The 20,006-nt window shown below is 66.0% G+C and carries 17 protein-coding genes; 2 read left to right on the top strand and 15 right to left on the bottom strand.

Going from position 1 to position 20,006, the window contains the following annotated elements; all coding sequences use genetic code 11:
• Positions 1–8 precede the first annotated feature (8 nt).
• Positions 9–566 (bottom strand): ubiquinol-cytochrome c reductase iron-sulfur subunit, encoded by a 558-nt coding sequence (gene petA / locus WJU17_RS15885; protein ID WP_346328371.1) that lies wholly within the window; start codon positions 564–566, stop codon positions 9–11.
• 179 nt (positions 567–745) lie between these two features.
• On the opposite strand from petA, the gene WJU17_RS15880 reads away from it, so the two are divergent.
• Both WJU17_RS15880 and hemF read left to right on the top strand, forming a co-directional pair.
• Positions 746–1,210, top strand: coding sequence for a tRNA (cytidine(34)-2'-O)-methyltransferase (locus WJU17_RS15880; RefSeq protein WP_346328972.1), 465 nt, complete (start codon positions 746–748; stop codon positions 1,208–1,210).
• Complete coding sequence (gene hemF, locus WJU17_RS15875) at positions 1,207–2,058, top strand: oxygen-dependent coproporphyrinogen oxidase (RefSeq protein ID WP_346328370.1); 852 nt, start codon at positions 1,207–1,209, stop codon at positions 2,056–2,058. The genes WJU17_RS15880 and hemF overlap by 4 nt, the downstream gene beginning before the upstream one ends.
• Before the next feature lies 1 nt (position 2,059).
• On the opposite strand, the gene WJU17_RS15870 is transcribed toward hemF, so the two are convergent.
• The 14 genes from WJU17_RS15870 to glmU all read right to left on the bottom strand — a co-directional run bounded on the left by WJU17_RS15870 (position 2,060) and on the right by glmU (position 19,986).
• The gene (locus tag WJU17_RS15870) at positions 2,060–3,271 is read right to left on the bottom strand and encodes a CCA tRNA nucleotidyltransferase (protein ID WP_346328369.1); all 1,212 of its coding nucleotides are present in this window, start codon (positions 3,269–3,271) and stop codon (positions 2,060–2,062) included.
• A complete protein-coding gene (locus tag WJU17_RS15865; RefSeq protein ID WP_346328971.1) occupies positions 3,271–3,804 on the bottom strand; it encodes a CoA pyrophosphatase in 534 nt (177 codons plus the stop codon). Before WJU17_RS15865 ends, WJU17_RS15870 begins: the two co-directional genes overlap by 1 nt.
• An 83-nt stretch (positions 3,805–3,887) precedes the next feature.
• On the bottom strand, positions 3,888–4,466 hold the full coding sequence (locus WJU17_RS15860) for a DUF1285 domain-containing protein (protein WP_346328368.1): 579 nt from the start codon (positions 4,464–4,466) through the stop codon (positions 3,888–3,890).
• Positions 4,463–5,029: an N-acetyltransferase gene (locus tag WJU17_RS15855; protein WP_346328367.1), complete on the bottom strand. Its 567-nt coding sequence runs from the start codon at positions 5,027–5,029 to the stop codon at positions 4,463–4,465. The genes WJU17_RS15860 and WJU17_RS15855 overlap by 4 nt, the downstream gene beginning before the upstream one ends.
• Before the next feature lie 121 nt (positions 5,030–5,150).
• Complete coding sequence (locus WJU17_RS15850; protein ID WP_346328366.1) at positions 5,151–6,509, bottom strand: porin; 1,359 nt, start codon at positions 6,507–6,509, stop codon at positions 5,151–5,153.
• A 300-nt stretch (positions 6,510–6,809) separates the two neighbouring features.
• Positions 6,810–8,420, bottom strand: a complete 1,611-nt coding sequence (cimA, locus tag WJU17_RS15845) for a citramalate synthase (protein WP_346328365.1) — start codon at positions 8,418–8,420, stop codon at positions 6,810–6,812.
• Between the two features lie 114 nt (positions 8,421–8,534).
• Positions 8,535–9,920, bottom strand: a complete 1,386-nt coding sequence (gene cysS / locus WJU17_RS15840; RefSeq protein ID WP_346328364.1) for a cysteine--tRNA ligase — start codon at positions 9,918–9,920, stop codon at positions 8,535–8,537.
• 106 nt (positions 9,921–10,026) lie between these two features.
• Positions 10,027–11,346, bottom strand: coding sequence for a glutamate--tRNA ligase (gene gltX / locus WJU17_RS15835; RefSeq protein WP_346328363.1), 1,320 nt, complete (start codon positions 11,344–11,346; stop codon positions 10,027–10,029).
• A complete protein-coding gene (locus WJU17_RS15830) occupies positions 11,343–13,034 on the bottom strand; it encodes an NAD+ synthase (protein ID WP_346328362.1) in 1,692 nt (563 codons plus the stop codon). Before WJU17_RS15830 ends, gltX begins: the two co-directional genes overlap by 4 nt.
• A gap of 162 nt (positions 13,035–13,196) precedes the next feature.
• Positions 13,197–14,576, bottom strand: coding sequence for a 3-deoxy-7-phosphoheptulonate synthase class II (locus WJU17_RS15825; protein ID WP_346328361.1), 1,380 nt, complete (start codon positions 14,574–14,576; stop codon positions 13,197–13,199).
• Between the two features lie 84 nt (positions 14,577–14,660).
• The gene (gor, locus tag WJU17_RS15820; protein WP_346328360.1) at positions 14,661–16,055 is read right to left on the bottom strand and encodes a glutathione-disulfide reductase; all 1,395 of its coding nucleotides are present in this window, start codon (positions 16,053–16,055) and stop codon (positions 14,661–14,663) included.
• A 359-nt stretch (positions 16,056–16,414) separates the two neighbouring features.
• A complete protein-coding gene (locus tag WJU17_RS15815; protein WP_346328359.1) occupies positions 16,415–16,711 on the bottom strand; it encodes a nucleotidyltransferase family protein in 297 nt (98 codons plus the stop codon).
• Positions 16,712–16,818: 107 nt separating this feature from the next.
• Entirely contained in the window at positions 16,819–18,642 is a 1,824-nt protein-coding gene (glmS, locus tag WJU17_RS15810; protein ID WP_346328358.1) for a glutamine--fructose-6-phosphate transaminase (isomerizing), read from the bottom strand.
• Positions 18,643–19,986: a bifunctional UDP-N-acetylglucosamine diphosphorylase/glucosamine-1-phosphate N-acetyltransferase GlmU gene (gene glmU / locus WJU17_RS15805; protein WP_346328357.1), complete on the bottom strand. Its 1,344-nt coding sequence runs from the start codon at positions 19,984–19,986 to the stop codon at positions 18,643–18,645.
• Positions 19,987–20,006 lie beyond the last annotated feature (20 nt).

Genomic DNA, 20,006 nt, shown 5'->3' with positions numbered 1-20,006 from the left:
CCTTACCCTCAGCCGACGCGGACGCGTGTATCGTTCAGGAACGTGTACACCGGCACTTCGAGATTCTTCGGCGCCGGTCCCTTGCGGATACGGCCCGCCGTATCATAGTGCGACCCGTGGCACGGGCAGAAGTACCCGCCGTAATCACCCTTGGTGTCCTCGGCTTTCACGCCGAGTGGAATGCAGCCCAGATGGGTGCAGACACCGACCATCACCAGCCACTCTTCGTGGCCGGGCTTGGTGCGCTCCTCATCGGTCTGCGGGTCCACGAGGTCCGAGAGCGGCACGGCCTTGGCGGCAGCCACTTCTTCCGGCGTGCGATGACGCACGAAGACCGGCTTGCCGCGCCATTTGACGCGGATCGCCTGCCCGACCTCGATCTTGGACAGATCGATTTCGACAGTCGACAAAGCCAGCACGTCGGCCGACGGATTGAGGTTGTCGATCAGCGGCCACGCCGCGATCGCGGCACCGACGGCACCGAACCCTCCAGCGGCAACGAACAGAAAATCGCGCCGTTTGACACCTTCACCGTGATGATCCGTTTTGGAATCAGTCGTGGACATTCACACCCACCTGTTCTGCTTCTTTTTTGGTCGTGGGGCATCCCCGCCCCTGATATGGCAGGGCGTGTTTTGGCACCATCAACGCCAATTGTCCAGTCATGACGCTTGCAAATCTGCGCTCCCGAAGACGCCGATGCGGCGGCTTGACGGCACGGCCCGATACGCCCAACGTCGGCGCCATGCGGCTCGCCCTTTATCAGCCCGACATCCCGCCGAACGTCGGCACCCTGCTGCGGCTGTCCGCCTGCGTCAACGTCGCCGTGGACATTATCGGGCCGTGCGGCTTCCCACTCGGCGAGCGCGCCCTCAAGCGCGCCGGGATGGATTACCTTGACCGGGCCGAGGTGGCGTTTCACGACAGCTGGGACGATTTTCTGCGCCGGCCGCCGCCTCGCCTGGTGCTGTTGACGACCCGCGCCGCCACGCCCTATACGGCATTCACCTTCGCGCCCGGTGACACCCTGTTGCTGGGACGGGAATCGGCGGGCGTGCCCGATGGCGTGCACGACAGGGCCGACGCCCGCGTCGCCGTCCCCATGGCGCAAGGATTGCGCTCGCTCAATGTCGCGGTCGCGGCGGCGATGGTACTGGGCGAGGCACTGAGGCAGACCGGCGGATTTCCGCGAATGGGAGAGGACCGATGAGCTACGTTTCCGACGATCACAAGGTGCGGGCCAGAATGTGGTTTCACAGCCTGCGCGACCGGATCTGTTCGACGTTCGAGATGATCGAGGACGAATTGCGCGGCCAGCATTCGGACCGCCGCGCCGGACGCTTCGAGCGGATCGAATGGCTGCGTCCCGGCGGCGGCGGCGGCGTGATGTCGGTCATGAAGGGGCGCGTGTTCGAGAAGGTTGGCGTCAACGTGTCCACCGTCCAGGGCGAGTTCTCGCCCGATTTCGCCAAGAACATTCCCGGCGCCGACGAGGACCCGCGCTTCTGGGCCAGCGGCATTTCGCTGGTCGCGCACATGCAGAACCCGTTCGTGCCCGCCGTGCACATGAACACCCGCCACATCATCACGACGCGCGGTTGGTTCGGCGGCGGCGCCGACCTGACACCCATGTTCCCGGATGACGAGGACACCGACCAGTTCCACGGCGCCCTGAAGGACGCCTGCGACAGGCACGACCCCGCCTACTATCCCCGCTTCAAGGAATGGTGCGACGAGTACTTCTTCCTGAAGCACCGCAACGAGCCGCGCGGCGTCGGCGGCATCTTCTATGATTCGATCAATACCGGCGACTGGGAAGCCGATTTCGCCTTCACCCAGGATGTCGGCCGCGCGTTCCTCGACGTGTATCCCAAGATCGTGCGCCGTCACATCAACGACGAATGGACCCCGGCCGACCGCGAGCACCAGCTGATCCGCCGCGGCCGCTATGTGGAGTTCAACCTGCTCTACGACCGGGGAACGACCTTCGGGCTGAAGACCGGCGGCAACGTGGACGCCATCCTGATGTCGCTGCCGCCCGAGGTGAAGTGGCCCTGAATCACGGCGCCTGATCAAGCGTATCGAGCCGGGCGAGCAATTCGGCCCGGCTCGGCTCGAACCCCTCCTGCACCCATTGCCGCTCCAGCGCCCGCAGCAGCGCGCCCATGCGCTCGCCCGGGGCAATCCCCTCGCCCAGCAGGTCGGCGCCCTTGACGGGAAAGGCCGGCGGCGCCCAATCCTCGGCGAGATCGACCAGACCCCGGCGGTCATGCCCATCCGCCGCCCAGTCCAGCCAGACCAGGTCGAGGAACCGGTCGCGGCCCAGCCAATAGATCTGCTGACGCGCCTCGGCCTCCGGCAGACCGGCCGGCGCCGAGGCCTCGCCGGCGGCCATGCCGCGCAGCCGCGCCTTCTCGCGCGACGACATCTTCCAGCGGTCCGCCAGCGTCGTCAGCATATCGGCCCGCCGGCTGGTCAGCGCCGCCAGCCGCAGCAACGGCGCCGAGACGCCGATGCCGATCAGTCTCTCCAGGCAGTGAAGACTTGAGGCCTCGGGCAGGACACGAGCCAGAACACCGGCATGGGCCATGGCGCGCAAGGTCGGCAACGGGTCCGGCGCCTCCAGCAGACGAAGCATCTCGGCGCGAACCCTTTCGACGGACAGCCGGTCCAGATCGGCCTGCCGCGCGACACAGGCGGCCAGCCCGTCCGCGTCCAGCGCGCCCGCGCCATACCAGGCATGAAAGCGGAAGAAACGCAGGATGCGCAGGGCGTCCTCCTCGATGCGCTGGGCCGGGTCGCCGATGAACCGGACTCTCCCCGCCTTCAGGTCCGCGATCCCGCCGGTCGGATCGTAGACGGTGCCATCGGGATCGCAGTAGAGCGCGTTGAAGGTGAAGTCGCGCCGGCCCGCATCCTCTTTCCAACTGTCGGTGAAGGCGACGACGGCGCGGCGGCCGTCGGTTTCCACGTCGACGCGCAGCGTGGTCACCTCGAAGGGGCGCCCCGAGGCGACGGCCGTGACCGTGCCATGGTCGATGCCGGTGGGAATCGCCCTGATGTCCGCCGCCACCAGCCGCCGCACCACCTCGTCGGGCAGCAGGTCGGTGGCCATGTCCATGTCGCGCACGGGCCGGCCCGCCAGCGCGTCGCGCACACAGCCGCCGACGAAGCGCACGACGCCGCCACCTTGAGTTAGCGCCCGCATGATCCGGTCGGCGCCGTCCGCGGCCAGCCAGGGCTGATCGATAACGATGCCGCTGGGTTCCATCAGCGCCTGAGCTTTTCGTAGAGATTGACCAGCATGCCCGCCGTGGCGCCCCAGATGTGGTGCCCCTGATAGGGCATGACGTAATAATGGCGCAGCGCGCCGCGCCATTCCCGGCTTTCGCGCGTATGGTTGGCGGGATCGAGGAAGAACGCCAGCGGCACCTCGAACGCCAGCGCCACCTCCTCGGCCTGCAGGGTCAAGGTGAAGCCGGGGCGGACCAGTCCGACGATGGGCGTGATGGAAAACCCGGTCCCGGTCTCATAAGTGTCGAGCGCCCCGATGATGTCGATGTAGGACCGATCAAGCCCGATCTCTTCCTCGGTCTCGCGCAGCGCCGTATCGACAGGGCCGGCATCGGTCTTGTCGACCCGTCCACCGGGAAAGGCGACCTGCCCCGCGTGGTGGCTGAGATGGTCGGTCCGCTGTGTGAGCAGGATAGTGGGGCCGGTTTCGCGCTCGATGACAGGAACGAGCACGGCGGCGGGCCGCAGCACGCGATCAGGAGCGAGCGCGGCGCGCACTTCCGGATTCATGTCGTAATCGCTCGCCCCCGCGACGGCGCCGTTGGTGTGCGGCACGTCCAGAAGACGGCCCTGAAACAGCGCCCGCACCACGGTCAGCCTGCCGAATCGAGGCTGCCTATGACGAAGAACTCCCCGCGGCTGGGCAGGCCGAGCACCGTCCGTCCGTCGATGCGGCGCTCCACGCCCGCGTCCACCAGCTGATAGAAGACGGGACGGGCGATCAGCGCCCAGAGATTACGCCGCACCAGGACATAGGGTGACGGCTCGCCCGTTTCGGGATCGGTCTCCACCCGGATTGGATGATCCGCGTCGGCGATCACCTCATCGTCCACATTGGTGCGGAACACCACCGCCTGTGCATCCCCGTCGCCGACCAGATCGGCCTCGACCGCCACGAAGGGCGCATCGTCCACCGTGATGCCCAGCTTCTCGACCGGCGTGACCAGGAAGTAATCGTCCCCGTCGCGCCGAATCACCGTGGAGAACAGTTTCACCATGCGTTTGCGGCCGATGGGCGAGCCCATGTAGTACCAGGTGCCGTCGCGGGCGATGCGCATGTCGATATCGCCGCAGAAATCCGGATTCCACTTCTCGACCGGCGGCAGCTTCTTGTCCTGGAGGCGCGACATGATGTCGGCCAGGTTGAGCGGGGCGGCAGGCGTGTCGGTCATGGGGCAGCTTCCCGTTTGGTGGCGCCGGAGGCCGGATCGGCAACGGCCTTTTCGGCTGCCGGCTTTTCGATGAGCCCCTCGAGCCCCGTCGCGGCCCCTTCGACCAGTTCACGGATCAGCAGACGGTCCGGATCGACCGGCCCGGGTAGGCGCAACCCTTCCGCGCCCTTGCGGCCAAAGCCGACGCGGGCGTAGTAGGGCAGATCGCCGACCAGAATGACGATGCGGTGGCCCTGCGCCGCCGCCTTCTGCAGACCGACGCGCATCAGGCCGACGCCGATCCCGCGCCCCGCATAGTCCGGATCGACGGCGAGTGGTCCCAGCAGCAGCGCCGGCACGGGCGCGCCATCCGACCTCAGGGGGCGGACCTGGATCGGCCAGAATTGCAGGCTGCCGCGCAATTCACGGCCATCGAACGCCGCGAAGCAGAGTTCGGGCAGGGGCGGCACGCCCTCGCGAAGGCGGTAGACCGTCTTCTTCGAGCGGTCGGGACCGAAGGATTTGTCGAGCAGCAGCTCGACCGCGGCCGGATCGGCCTCGCGCTGGGGACGAATTCTGATCATGGGCCGTCAATATACAGGAAATCGGCCCAACCCAAACATTTCGCCTCGGGCCGCCCCCAAAACAGAACGGCCCACCTCGCGGTGGGCCGTCGCGGGACGAAAATAGTCCCTGGAGAGATGCTTACCAATCGACCTGGAAACGGGCGACGAAGCTGTCGACCTTGTTCTTTCCGTCCGGGAAGGTATCGCCCAGATTGTCGAACGCGTCGCTGATGTCGGAGTGCGCGTAGTTGAACTTCATCATCACGTGACGGTTGAGGTGCCAGTTCACGCCGACGATGTAGGTGAGCTGCTTACCGCCGCAGATACCGGAAGCGGCGACGACACAGGTGCTGCCCGGGATTGCATCGTTCAGGTCGACATAGTCGATACGCCCGACCAGCGCCCAAGCGCCCCAGCCGCCTTCGAAGACCGGGTTGTTGACCTTCTTGATGCGGTCCCACTGGCCTTCGTCATAGCCGCGGCTTTCGCCGGTGAGGTACCAGCCGAGACCGAAGTAACCGCCTTCGAAGGTGGCCTTGCTCTGAAGCTGGCCGGAAATGTCCTTCACCTTCAGCCAGCTATACTCGGATTCTGCCCAGAAAGGACCGAACACGGCGGCCAGTTCGACGCCGAAGAACATGTCGCTGCCCGCGTCGAGCGTGTTGGTGTCGATGTAGCGGATGCCCGACAGGTGCGAATGTGGACGCTGGCGGTAGCGGACCTCGCGGGTGTCGATGTCGTTATTGTAGTTGCGGTACAGTACCGACGCGCCGGCATGAATGATGTTGCCGTCGCCAATTTCCGGATAGAAGGCGACGCGGGCACCCATGGCGTAACCCTCGTCGTTGAAGTTCGAGTCCGGAGCACCCAGCACGGCGCCCGTCACGGCGGCGTCGGCACGCCACCAATCCTGCACGATACCGGCCTGGATACCCAGGCGCCGCTCGAAGTTGAAAGCGTCGGTGAAACCACCGCGTTCGACCAGCGACGTGTGGCGCGAGCTGGTCAGCTCTTCCAGCGAGTTGGGGGTCTTGGCGTTACCAACCAGGAGATAGAAGGGGTCCCAGCCGGCGTATTCCAGATAGGCGTCGGTGATGTCGACTTCATTGGTCGCGAAGTCGATTTCCATCTTGTACTTGAAGTCCTTCCAGGCCTTGCCCTCGATGCCGAGGCGCAGGGCGCGGAATTCGGTGCCCGTACGATCCTGCTTGTTGGCGGAGTCGGACAGGTGGCCGAAATCGATCAGCATGCGGCCACGGACGTGCATTTCGAACTTGCCGTCGCCGCTCTGGATGGTCGGGCTCGGGCCCCACTTCCACTTCACTTCGCCGCTGGAGGCCTTCTTCGAGGCATCCGCCGCCGCCAGGACGGCCTGTTCGCCCTTCATGTTGGCGGTTTCGACCTGCTGCGACAGGCTCTGGACCTGTTCGTTCAGCTGCTGAATCATGCGTAGCAGTTGTTCATTGGACTGCGCCTGCGCGGCGCCCGCGACGGACATCGTCCCCGCGGCTACGAGACCGGCTGTTACCAGCGTCTTCGCGCGTTTCCCGGTTAGCATTGCTGAACCTACTCCCTGAGTGGATGGATCGATGCGGTGCCCCTGTTGCAAGGACTCCCCCAAGCGCCGGGCGCCGCATCGTTTAGCCATGCCTCTCTACGGGTGGCAGGTTACTGCTTGGTGAATGGATGATGACTGTTTGATGACAGGGCCGGTGGCTGTTGCGCGGGCGCAACACACCATGTTCCGGAAACGCCGCAGTCCCGGCCCATGTCACTGGATGGAAAGGAAGCGCCCCGCCTATTTTGTCGCCGGCGGCGCGTCGTCACGCAGCAGCTTATAGACAAGGCTGTCGTTCAGGGCCTGGTAGGACGCATCCACGATGTTGGGCGAAACGCCGACCGTGAACCACCGGTTGCCTTTCGAATCGCCGCTTTCGATCAACACCCGTGTGGTTGCTTCCGTGCCGCGCGTGTTGAGGATGCGCACCTTGTAGTCGATCAGCCTCAAATCCTCGATATACGAGGAGTAGCGGCCCAGATCCTTGCGCAGCGCCTGATCCAGCGCGTTGACCGGACCATTCCCCTCCCCGGCGGAAATCAGGTTCTCGCCATCGACCGAGACCTTCACCGTGGCCTCGGCCATGGTGACGAGCTCGCCATGCGCATTGTATCGGCGCTCGACCAGCACCCGGTAACTCTGTGTGTCGAAATAGCGCGGCAGCAGACCCAGCGCGCGCCGGGCGAGCAGCTCGAAGCTGGCCTCCGCGCCGTCATAGGACAGGCCCTGCGCTTCGGCTTCCTTCACCTCGTCGAGCAACCGCCCGATGCCCGGATGATTGCCAGGGATCGTGATTCCCAGTTCGGTCAGCCGCTGGACGATGTTGGATTTCCCCGCCTGGTTGGAGACCAGGATCTTGCGCGCATTGCCGACCGCTTCGGGCGGGACATGCTCGTAGGTATGCGGGTCCTTTGCGACAGCCGACGCGTGCAGCCCGCCCTTGTGGGCGAACGCGTTGTCGCCGACGTAAGGCTGGTGCCGGTTCGGCGCGCGATTGAGGATTTCATCCAGCACGTGGGAGACGTGCTTGAGCTTGCGCAGATTCTCGGCCGGAATGCCCGTCTCGAACCGCTCGGCGAATTCCGGCTTCAGCATCAGGGTCGGGATCAGCGAGATCAGATTGGCATTGCCGCAGCGCTCGCCCAGGCCGTTGATGGTGCCCTGAAGCTGGCGCACGCCGCCCAGAACGGCGGCCAGCGTGTTGGCGACCGCGTTCTCGGTGTCGTTATGGGTATGGATGCCCAGCCGGTCGCCGGGGATTTCCCGTGTCACCTCCTGGACGATGCGCAATACCTCGTGCGGCAGGGTGCCGCCATTGGTGTCGCACAGCACGATCCAGCGGGCGCCGGCCTCGGCGGCCGCGCGCACGCACTGCATGGCATAGTCGGGATTGGCCTTGTAGCCGTCGAAGAAATGCTCGGCGTCCAGCATGGGCTCGCGGCCGCGCTTCCGGATCTCGGCGATACTGGCGCCGATGATCGTGACGTTCTCCTCGCGCGGGATGCCCAGCGCCACATCGACCTGATAGTCCCAGCTCTTGCCCACGATGCACACGGCTGGCGCCGTCGTGTCGAGCAGGTCGGACAGGCCGGGATCGTTGGCGGCGCTGCGCCCAGGACGGTGCGTCATGCCGAAGGCGGTGAAGGTGGCGCGTTTCAGCGCGGGCGGGCTGGCGAAGAAATCGGTGTCGGTCGGGTTCGCGCCGGGCCAGCCGCCTTCGATATAGTCGATGCCGAGCGCATCCAGTTCCGCCGCGATACGGTGCTTGTCGTGCACCGAAAAGTCCACGCCCTGGGTCTGGGCGCCATCACGCAAAGTGGTGTCGAATAGATAAAGCCTCTCGCGGGCCATGTTCGTGTCTTTCTCGTCCCCGTGTGCCGACAGGCCGTCAGCCTCCCGGCACGGGCGGCAGCTTACACCACCGCCTCGCTTCCGTTTACCCCCGAAGGGGCCTTGGACCAGAAACTAACCCCGCCGCCAAGTGGTCCCTTGAGGGCCATCCTCCAGGATGATGCCCTGATCGGCAAGGGTGCCTCTAATTCGATCCGCCTCGGCGAAATCCTTGTTCTGGCGCGCGGCGATGCGGTCGGCGATCAGTTGTTCGATCTCGCCTTCGGACGGGCCCGTTTCCTGCCCGGTCCGGCGCTTCAGCCAGTCATCCGGCTCGCTGCCGAACAGGCCGAGGAACTTACCGCCCGCGAGCAGCAGCGCCTTGTACTTGCCGCGCGTCGGGTCGTTCTTGGCCTTGTTGGCCTTTGTCGCCAGCTCGTGCAGCGCCGCCAGCGCCAGCGGGGTGTTCAGATCTTCCAGCAGCGGCGCGAGCACGGAGTCGGGCACATCGGCCTCGACGGTATCGATATCCTCGAACGCCTTCAGCGTGCGGTAAAGCCGGTCCAGGCTCTCGCGGGCCTGCTGCATGCCGACCTTGGTCCAGTCCAGCGGCTGGCGGTAATGGCTGGCGAGCATGGTGTAGCGCAGCACCTCGCCTGGCCAGTCGGCCAGCAGGTCGCGCACGGTGAAGAAGTTGCCCAGAGACTTGGACATCTTCTCGCCTTCCACCATCAGGAAGCCATTGTGCATCCAGTAATTGGCATGCGGCTGACCCGAATGGGCGCACGCGCTCTGCGCGATCTCGTTCTCGTGATGCGGAAAGATCAGGTCGATGCCGCCGCCATGGATGTCGAACACCTCGCCCAGATGCGCCGCGCCCATGGCCGAGCACTCGATATGCCAGCCGGGACGGCCGCGACCCCATGGGCTTTCCCAGCCCGGCAGGTCGGGCGTGGACGGCTTCCAGAGCACGAAGTCGGCGGCGTCCTTCTTGTAGGGCGCCACTTCGACGCGGGCGCCGGCGATCATCTCGTCCATGGACCGGCCGGACAGCGTGCCGTAGTTCGGGTCGCTGCCGACGGAGAACAGCACATGCCCTTCCGCCTCGTAGGCGTGACCGCGGGCAATCAGCTTTTCGATCATCGCGATCATCTGCGCGATGTGCTCGGTGGCACGCGGCTCGATGGTCGGGCGCAGCGCGCCCAGCGCATCCATGTCCTCGTGAAAAGCGGCCGCCGTCCTTTCGGTGATCTCGCGGATGGTTTCGCCGGACTCGGCGGCGCGCGCATTGATCTTGTCGTCCACGTCCGTGATGTTGCGCACATACGTCACGGCGTCGTCGCCGTACAGATCGCGCAGCAGGCGGAACAGGACGTCGAACACCACCACGGGGCGCGCATTGCCGATATGGGCGAAATCATAGACCGTCGGGCCGCAGACATAGAGACGCACATTCGTCTCGTCGATCGGCTCGAAGCGCTGCTTTTCGCGCGCCAGGGTGTTGTAGAGGATCAGGTCCATGGGTCCGCCAACAAATCAGGTTCGGGGGCTATAACGCACTGTACGGAGAGCGGCAAGTCATGGCTGCCGCCCGTCATGCCGCGCCACCGGCGAAATGACGGTACGTTCAGGACGATGTAAGCCGTTCCCGCACCTGCCGGGGACCGATCTGCGGCAACAGCAGCTTCATCTCCGGCCCCTGTTCCTTGCCGGTCAGCGCGAGGCGCAGCGGATGGAACAGGTCGCGGCCCTTGCGGCCCGTCGCCTGCTTGATGGCGGCGGTCCATTCGCCCCAGGACGATGCATCCCACGGCAGCGGCGGCAGCAACTCGGCGGCCTGGCGCAGGTAGTCCGCATCCTCGACGACCGGGGAAATAGGGCCCTCGACGATCCGCAGCCACTCCAGCGCGTCGCTCACCTTGCCCAGATTGGCACGGACGGCGTCCCATAGCGCCTCGGTCACGCCGGGCAGCCGGTCGGCGACAGCCGAATAGTGCAGCTGGTGCACGATACGGGCGTTCAGCAACTCCAGGTCGTTCGGGTCGAACCGCGCCGCCGAGCGGCCGAACGTGGCCATGTCGAAACTGTAGACCAGCGGCGCTAGGTCGGCGAAGGGCTCGACCGGCTCGGAGGTCCCGATGCGCGCCAGCAGGCTGTTGATGGCCATGGGCTCGATGCCCCGGGCACGCAGATCGCGGATCGCCAGCGACCCCGCCCGCTTCGACAGACCCTCGCCGCCGGCGCCGGTCAGCAGGGCGAAGTGGGCGAACTGTGGCGGCGTACCGCCGAGCGCCCGGAAAATCTCGATCTGGGCCGCCGTGTTGGTGACGTGGTCCTCGCCCCGGAACACGTGAGTGATGTGGAAGTCGATATCGTCCACGCAGGATGGCAGTGTGTAGAGCAGGGTCCCGTCTTCGCGCACCAGCACCGGGTCGGAGAGGGTCGCCGTATCGAACGTCACAGCGCCCCGCACCCCGTCTTGCCAGGTGACCGGCTCGCGGTTGAGCAGAAAACGCCAGTGCGGCCGGCGGCCCTCGGCTTCGAGGCGCGCCTTGTCCTCGGCCGTCAGCGCCAATGCGGTGCGCTCGTAGACAGGCGGCAGGCCGCGCGACAGCAGAACCTTTCGGCGCAGTTCCAGTTCCTGAGCGGTTTCATAGCACGGATAGAGGCGGCCCGACGCCTTCAGCCGCGCCACCGCCGCGTCATAGGCCTCGGTGCGGTGCGACTGGTGCGCGGACGTATCCCATTTCAGGCCGAGCCAGCGCAGGTCCTCCTCGATGGCATCCGCGAAGGCCCCGGTGGAGCGTTCCGCGTCCGTGTCGTCCATGCGCAGCATGAAGATGCCGCCCTGCTGCCGGGTGAACAGGAAATTGACCAGCGCGGTGCGAACGTTGCCGACGTGGAGATGACCCGTCGGGCTCGGCGCGAAACGAAGCCGCACGCTCATGCGCTGAACTCACGGTGTCGGCTGGAGGGCCGCGCGTCGCGGAAGCCGTTGGTGATCGGATAGCGACGGTCGCGGCCAAAATTGCGGCGGGTGATCTTGACGCCCGGCGGCGCCTGCCGCCTTTTGTACTCCGCCACATAGACCAAATGCTCGATCCGCTGGACGATGGCCGCGTCATGGCCGCGCGCCACGATGTCCTCGAAGCCCATTTCGTTCTCGATCAGGCACTCGAGAATATCGTCCAGCACGTCATAGGGTGGCAGATTGTCCTGGTCGGTCTGGTTTTCCCGCAACTCCGCGGACGGCGGCCGGGTGATGATGTTCTCGGGAATGACGATCTGGGCCGATCCCAGCGCGCCTTCGGGGAGATGGGCGTTCCGCCAACGCGCCAGCTCGAAGACGGTCGTCTTGTAAACGTCCTTGAGCACCGAATACCCGCCGCACATGTCGCCGTAGAGCGTGGCGTAGCCGACGGACATTTCCGACTTGTTGCCGGTGGTCAGCACCATGTGACCGAACTTGTTGGACAGGGCCATCAGGGTGATACCGCGGGCGCGGGCCTGAAGATTTTCCTCCGTCGTGTCCGCCTGCCGGCCCTCGAACGCGGGCGCCAGCATGGAAAGGAAGCCGTTCACGGCGGCCTCGATGGGAATGACCTCATGCTGCGCGCCCAGCGCCCGCGAGCACAGCTCGGCATCGCGCACGCTTTCCGAGCTGGTGTAGCGGTAAGGCATCATCACGCAGCGCACGCGGTCGGCGCCCAGCGCATCGACGGCGACAGCCGCCGACAAGGCGCTGTCGATGCCGCCCGACATGCCCAGCACGATCCCCGGAAACCGGTTCTTGTTCACGTAGTCCCGCAGGCCGAGCATCATGGCGTGGTAGATTTCCTCGAGGCCTTCCGGATAGCGGGTCTTCTCGCCGGCCTCGCAGCGCCACGAAGCCCCGTCACGCCGCCAGCGCGTGAGCGTCAGGCCCTCTTGCCAGCCGGCCATGCGCACCGGCACCGTGCGGTCGGTGTTCATGACGAAGGAAATGCCGTCGAAGACGATCTCGTCCTGGCCGCCCACCTGGTTGACGTAGATCAGCGGCAGGCCGCTCTCGGTGACCCGCTGCACCGCGAGCTGGGTGCGCCGATCCATCTTGCCCAGCTCGAACGGCGAACCATTGGGCACGACCAGGATTTCGGCGCCGGTTTCCTGCAGGCATTCCGTGACATCCGGAAACCACATGTCCTCGCACACCATGACGCCGAGCCGCACGCCGCGGAAATTCATCGGCCCGGGCAACGGCCCTGCCTCGAAGATCCGGATTTCGTCGAACACGCCGTAATTGGGGAGATGATGTTTGTAACGTCGGGCCGCGATCTCGCCGCCATCCAGCAGAAGCGCAGCATTGTGCGACTTGCCGTCCTCGCGCCAGCTGGTGCCGATCAGCATGGCCGGACCGCCATCGGCGGTATCGCGCGCCAGTGCCTTTACCGCCTCTTCCACGTCTTCCTGGAAGGCCGGCTTCAGCATCAGGTCCTCGGGCGGATAGCCGGCCACGACCAGTTCGGAATAGACCACCAGATCGGCGCCCGCCGCCGCCGCGTCACGGCGCGCGGCGCGGATTTTCGCCATGTTGCCGCTGACATCGCCAAGGGTGGGATTGAGCTGCGCCAGCGCGATGGTGAGACTGTCGGTCATGCAACGTAAATCCGTCGAGAGGAAGCCGGTTCCGCAAGACGTTTTGGACCGGCGGCCACACCAAGTAAAGCCATGATCCCGGGCCAGCCGGGATCATGCGATGGCTGCGGCACTTCAGGCCTTCGACCGCCTCCCGGAGTGACCGGGATGACGGAAGAACGGTCAGGAAGCAGCGGCGACGCGGGCGATGCCGCCGCGTTCCTTGCGGATACCTTCGGCGATGATGAAGGCCAGCTCGAGCGCCTGGCTGCCGTTGAGCCGTGGATCGCAATGGGTGTGATAGCGATCCTTCAGACCCTCGGCCGTGATCGCCTGGGCGCCGCCCATGCACTCGGTCACGTCCTGGCCGGTCATCTCGAAATGGACCCCGCCGGCATAGGTGCCTTCGGCCTGATGCACGCCGAAGAAGCCGCGCACCTCCGCCAGCACCCGGTCGACCGGACGGGTCTTGTAGCCGCTGGTCGACTTGATGGTGTTGCCATGCATGGGATCGCACGACCACACGACCTGACGGCCTTCCTGCTTCACCTTGCGCACCAGCGCGGGCAGGATGTCTCCCACCTTCTCAGCGCCCATGCGGGTGATGAGCGTCAGGCGGCCGGCCTCGTTCTCAGGGTTCAGCGCGTCGATCAGGCGGATCAGGTCGTCCGGATGCATGGTCGGGCCGACCTTGCAGCCGATCGGGTTCTTGATGCCGCGCATGAATTCCACATGCGCCTCGTCGAGCCCACGGGTGCGCTCGCCGATCCACAGCATATGGGCCGACGTGTCGTACCAGTCGCCCGTCGTCGAATCGACGCGGGTCATGGCCTGCTCGAAGCCGAGCAGTAGCGCCTCGTGCGAGGTGTAGAAACTGGTCTGGCGCAGGACCGGTGCGGTCTCCGAGGTGACGCCGCACGCTTCCATGAAGGCCAGCGCCTCGGAAATGCGGTCGGCCAGTTCCTGGTAGCGCGAGCCGGCCGGCGAATTGGCGACGAAGCCCTGGATCCAGCCATGAACGCGGTGCAGGTCGGCATAGCCGCCCTGGGCGAAGGCGCGGATCAGGTTCAGCGTGGCCGCCGACTGGGAATAGGCGCGCACCAGGCGCTGCGGATCGGGACGGCGCGCTTCCGGCGTGAACTCCATGCCGTTGATGTTGTCGCCCTTGTAGCTCTCCAGGGTGACGCCATCGATTTCCTCGATGTCGCTGGAGCGCGGCTTGGCGAACTGGCCGGCGATGCGGCCCACCTTCACCACCGGGCACGACGCCGCCCAGGTCAGGGCAACGGCCATCTGCAGCAGCACGCGGAACGTGTCGCGGATGTTGTCCGGATGGAACTCGGCGAAGCTCTCGGCACAGTCGCCGCCCTGCAGCAGAAAAGCGCGGCCCGCGGCCACTTCCGCCAGTTCCTGCTTAAGGCTGCGCGCCTCGCCCGCGAACACCAGCGGCGGATACGACTTCAGAGTCGTCTCCACCTCGGCCAAAGCGGCCGGGTCCGGGTAGGTCGGGATGTGCTTGGCCGGCAGCGCTCTCCAGCTGTCCGGCGACCATTTCTTGGTCATGGCGTCGCCTTGTAGTTTAGAGTCATTCGAGGGCGCCTGATATACGCCCGGTGGCCGGTTTTGGCCAGTTTTTAGAATCCCGGCCTATTCCGCCGCCTGCTGCATCCGGGGCACCGGCGTGCGCATGGTCACGAATTCCTCGGCCGCCGTGGGGTGAATCGCCACGGTTTGGTCGAACTGTGCCTTGGTTGCGCCACATTTGATGGCGATTCCGACGCCCTGAATGATCTCGCCCGCGTCGGCGCCGACCATATGCGCGCCCAGCACCCGGTCGGTTTTCGCGTCGACGATCAGCTTCATCATGGTCCGCTCCGACGCGCCGCCCAGCGTGTGTTTCATGGGACGGAAATCGGCCTTGTAGATGTCGATCTCGTCATACCGCGCGCGGGCCTCCTCCTCGGTCAGGCCGCAGGTGCCGATCGGCGGCTGGGTGAAGACGGCGGTCGGGATGTCGCGGTAGTCCATGCTGGTCGGACGGCCCGCGAACTGGGTCGCGGTGAAGGCCATGGCCTCGGCGATGGCGACCGGGGTCAATTGGAACCGGTGGGTGACGTCGCCGAGCGCGAAGATGTTCGGCACCGAGGTGCGGAAATCGTCATCGACGATGACGGCGCCGATCTCGTTCAGCGCCACGCCGATCTCGGCCAGGTTCATGCCCGTGGTCTTGGGATGGCGGCCGATGGCGTAGAGGACGGCGTCGGTCTCGATGGTCTCGCCACTTTCCTGGGTGACCAGCAGGCTGCCGTCGGCCTGCTTGTCGATGCGCGCGATCAGCGAGCAATTGACCCGCAGGTCGATGCCCTTCTTGCGCATCTCGTTGGCGACCGTGTCGCGGATGTCCCGGTCGAAGCCGCGCAGGATCTGTTCGCTGCGATAGAGCTGCACCACCTGCGCGCCGAGGCCGTTGAAAATGCCGGCGAACTCGACCGCGATGTAGCCGCCGCCGGCGATGACGACGCGCTTGGGAAACTCCTCGAGATGGAAGGCCTCGTTGGAGGAGATGGCGTGCTCGATCCCGGGAATGTCGGGCATGGCCGGCCAGCCGCCGGTCGCGATGAGGATCTTGTCGGCGGTGACCCGCTCGACCTCGGCGCCGTTCTTGACCAACCTGACCGTGTGTGCGTCGACCATCTCGGCGCGCGCCTCGTGCAGCACCACGTTGTTGTTCTTGAGAGTCTGGAGATAGAGGCCGTTCAGGCGGTCGATCTCCTTGTCCTTGTTGGCGATCAGGGTTTGCCAGTCGAAGCGCGCGCCCTCGACGGTCCAGCCAAAGCCGTGCGCCCACTCGAATTCCTCGCCGAACTGCGACGCATAGACCAGCAGCTTCTTGGGCACGCAGCCGCGAATGACACAGGTGCCGCCGACCCGGCTGTCTTCCGCGATCCCGACCCGCGCGCCGTAGGACGTCGCCATCCGCCCGGCCCGCACCCCGCCCGAGCCCGCGCCGATGATGAACAGATCGTAATCGTAGTCAGCCATGAATTCTCTCCAACCGTTGCCGCCAATATGGAGAGGTGGCCGGGATTACTCAACCACCGGGAGGTGCCTCCTTATCTTGTCACCCCGGACCTGTTCCGGGGCCTGCGTTTCCGCGTGACGGATCGGGGTGATGATGTGGACGCCGGGTGGCGTCTTCATGCGGTTTTGCTGATATCAGCACAGGCCCCGGAACAAGTCCGGGGTGACAATGAGATTAGACGAACAACTTACTTAACCGTTACCGACATGGCCCGCACCAAGGTGCTCGTACAGATTGCCGCTCTCCGACACGTAGGCGTTGATCTTCTCGATGGACTCCCGAATGTGGACAAGCGGGAGCAAGGGATTCCTTTTGCCCATCAGATCACCCTGATCGCGTCTTCCTCGACGTTCTCCTTGATGAGCGGATGGATGGAAGATCGGATGGAGAGGTCCGCGGCGATGCCGAGGATGTCGCTCAGGAAGCCCTGCAACCCGGCCTGATCCAGAAGCGAGAACTTTTTCCTCTCGCCTATCTCCATCATCAGGTCGATGTCGCTATCCGGACCCGCCTCATCGCGCGCGGTGGAACCGAACAGGTAAAGCGCCGCCGCGCCGCGCGCATGGATTTCATCCGCGTGGTCCCGCAACACCCTGATGACCGTTTCCTTGTCCATGTCCGCAATATGGCGTCGGACGACGATTAACTCAACTGGTGGGAAGCGCGCCTTCTCCAGTCGCCCCGGAACAGGTCCGGGGTGACACCCAAAAATGAAATCTTGAGCTACTCGACCGTCACCGATTTGGCGAGGTTGCGGGGCTGGTCGACGTCGGTGCCCTTGCTGACGGCGGCGTGGTAGGCGAGGAGCTGGACGGGGATGGCCTGCAGGATCGGGGCGACGAATTCGTGCATGTCGGGCAGCACGAGGGTCCAGGCGGCGCCGTCGCCGGCGGTTTTCTGGCCGGCCACGTCGGTAATCAGCAGGATGCGGCCGCCGCGGGCGATCACCTCGTGCATGTTGGACACGGTCTTGGCGAACAGCCGGTCGCTGGGCGCCAGCACCACGACGGGCACGGCGGGGTCGATCAGCGCGATGGGGCCGTGCTTCATTTCGCCGGCGGCATATCCTTCGGCGTGGATGTAGGAGATTTCCTTCAGCTTGAGCGCGCCTTCCAGCGCCAGCGGATAGAGCGCGCCGCGGCCCAGATAAAGGACGTCGCGCGCCTTGGCGATGTCGGCGGCGATCACCTCGATGCGGTCGTCATGCTTGAGCACCTCGGTCGCCGCCATGGGCAGCTCGACGAGGGCGTGGGTGAGTTCGGCCTCGCGCGCGCCGTCGATGACGCCGCGTGCGCGCGCCGTCGCCACGGCGAGGCACGCCAGCACGACGAGCTGGCAGGTGAACGCCTTGGTGCTGGCGACGCCAATTTCCGGCCCCGCATGGGTCGGCAGCACCACGTCGGATTCGCGGGCAATGGAGCTTTCCGGCACGTTGACGACGCTGAGGATGTGCTGGCCCTGTTCGCGGCAGTAGCGCAGCGCGGCCAGCGTGTCGGCGGTCTCGCCCGACTGGGAGATGAAGATGGCCAGCCCGCCGGTCGGCAACGCCGCCTCGCGGTAGCGGAATTCGGAGGCGACGTCGATTTCCACGCTGACGCGGGCGACGCGCTCGAACCAGTACTTGGCGACCATGCCCGCGTAGAAGGCGGTGCCGCAGGCGACGATGGTGATCTTGGGCACGGACGCGATGTCGAACGGCATGGCCGGCATGACCACTTCGCGGCTGAGCTGGTTGTAGTAGGTGCCGAGCGTGTCGCCGATCACGGCGGGCTGCTCGTAGATCTCCTTGAGCATGAAGTGGCGGTAGTTGCCCTTCTCGATCAGGCCGCCGGTCAGCTTGGCCAGCTTGATCTCGCGGTGGGCGACGGCGCCGCTTTCGTCGTGGATCACGGCGGTGTCGGCGGTCAGCTCGACCCAGTCGCCCTCGGCCAGATAGCAGATGCGGTTGGACAGCGGCCCGATGGCGAGCGCGTCCGAGCCCAGATACATCTCGCCATCGCCATAGCCGACGACCAGCGGGCTGCCGCGCCGGGCGCCGATCAGCAGCCCTTCGTGGCCGGCGAACAGGATGCCGATGGCGAAGGCGCCGTCCAGCCGCTTCAGCGCGCGCGAGGCGGCCTGCTGCGGTGACGCGCCCCGGTCCATCTCGGCGGTGATCAGATGGGCGATCACCTCCGAATCCGTCTCGGTCACCATGGTGTAGCCCTGCGCGGTCAGTTCCTCGCGCAGTTCGCGGAAATTCTCGATGATGCCGTTGTGCACCACGGCCACCTTGTCGGTGGCGTGCGGGTGGGCGTTGTTCTCGTTGGGGGCGCCGTGGGTGGCCCAGCGCGTATGGGCGATGCCCACATGGCCGGGCAGCGGATTGCCGTCCAGCACCTTGCGCAGATTGGACAGCTTGCCTTCCGCGCGCCGCCGGTCGATGCCGCCGCCGACCAGCGTGGCGACGCCCGCGGAATCGTAGCCGCGATATTCCAGACGCTGCAATCCCTCAACCAGACGGGGCGTGACCGCTTCCCGTCCGACGATGCCGACGATGCCGCACATTCAGCCTTTGACCTTCCTGGCGTTGCGGGCACGGAATTTCGCCGCGCCCTGGGGGAGTGCCTTCTGCGGCGCGCGCGTGACGGCAATGGCGTCCGCGTCCACGTCGCTGGTAATGGTGCTCCCCGCCCCCACGAGCGCACCGTCGCCGATCTTAACCGGCGCGACCAGCGACGAATTGGAGCCGATGAAGGCCCCTTCGCCGATTTCGGTCAGATGTTTGTTGAACCCGTCATAATTGCAGGTGATCGTGCCCGCGCCGATATTGGCCTGGGCGCCAACCCGCGCGTCGCCGATATAGGCCAGATGATTGGCCTTGGCGCCCTTGCCGATCACCGATTTCTTGATCTCGACGAAATTGCCGATATGGGCGTCCTCGCCGATGTCGGCGCCGGGCCGCAGCCGGGCGAACGGGCCGATCCGCGCACCCGAGGCCACATGCGCGCCCTCGATATGGCAGAAGGCGTCGATCCGCACGCCGTCCTCGATGCTCACGCCCGGGCCGAAGACCACGTTCGGGCCGATGGTGACGTCGCGCCCCAGCACCGTGTCGGCGCTGAAGAACACGGTGGCCGGATCGGTCAAGGTGACGCCCTCGTCCATGAAATGCAGCCGCCGGCGCGCCTGCCAGACGGCTTCGGCGCGGGCCAGCTCGGCGCGGGAATTGACGCCCATCACCTCGTCCTCGGCCGCCTCGACCACGGCGGCATCGAGACCGCGCTCGCGGGCGATGGCGACGATGTCGGTGAGGTAATATTCGCCGTTGGCGTTCTCGCAGCCGATGGCGCGCAGCAGGTCCAGCGCATGGCGGCCGTCGATCACCATCAGGCCGGCATTGCACAGGCCGATGGCGCGTTCGTCCTCGTCCGCGTCCTTGGCCTCGACGATACGCTTGAGCTTGCCCTTCTTGACCACCAGCCGCCCGTAGGCGCCGGGATTGGCGGGGCGGAAGCCCAGCACGACGATAGCGGGATCGTCCTCGGCGCGGCGGCGATCGAGCATGGCGCGGAAGGTGTCCAGCGTCACCAGCGGCGTGTCGGCGAACACCACGACCACGTCGCCGTCGAAGCCGTCCAGCGCCTCGGCGGCGGCGAGCACGGCGTGTCCGGTGCCCAGCGGCGGGTCCTGCACCGCGACCAGCGCGGGCGCGACGGCGCGGGCCACCGGCTCCATGCCCTTGCCCAGCACCACCAGCGTGCGCTCGGGCGACAGGCCGGCCGCCGCATGCAGCACGTGATGCACCATGGCGCGCCCCGCGATGGGGTGCAGCACCTTGGGCAGGCTGGACTTCATCCGTGTTCCCTTGCCCGCGGCAAGGACGACGACGGCGGTTTTGCGGGCTGTCATCAGGGGCAATCTCGCTTCCG

The organism is Iodidimonas sp. SYSU 1G8 (assembly GCF_039655775.1).
In the GTDB taxonomy this organism is placed as follows: Bacteria; Pseudomonadota; Alphaproteobacteria; order SMXS01; family SMXS01; genus RI-34.
This window is presented reverse-complemented; position numbering and strand designations above follow the sequence as displayed.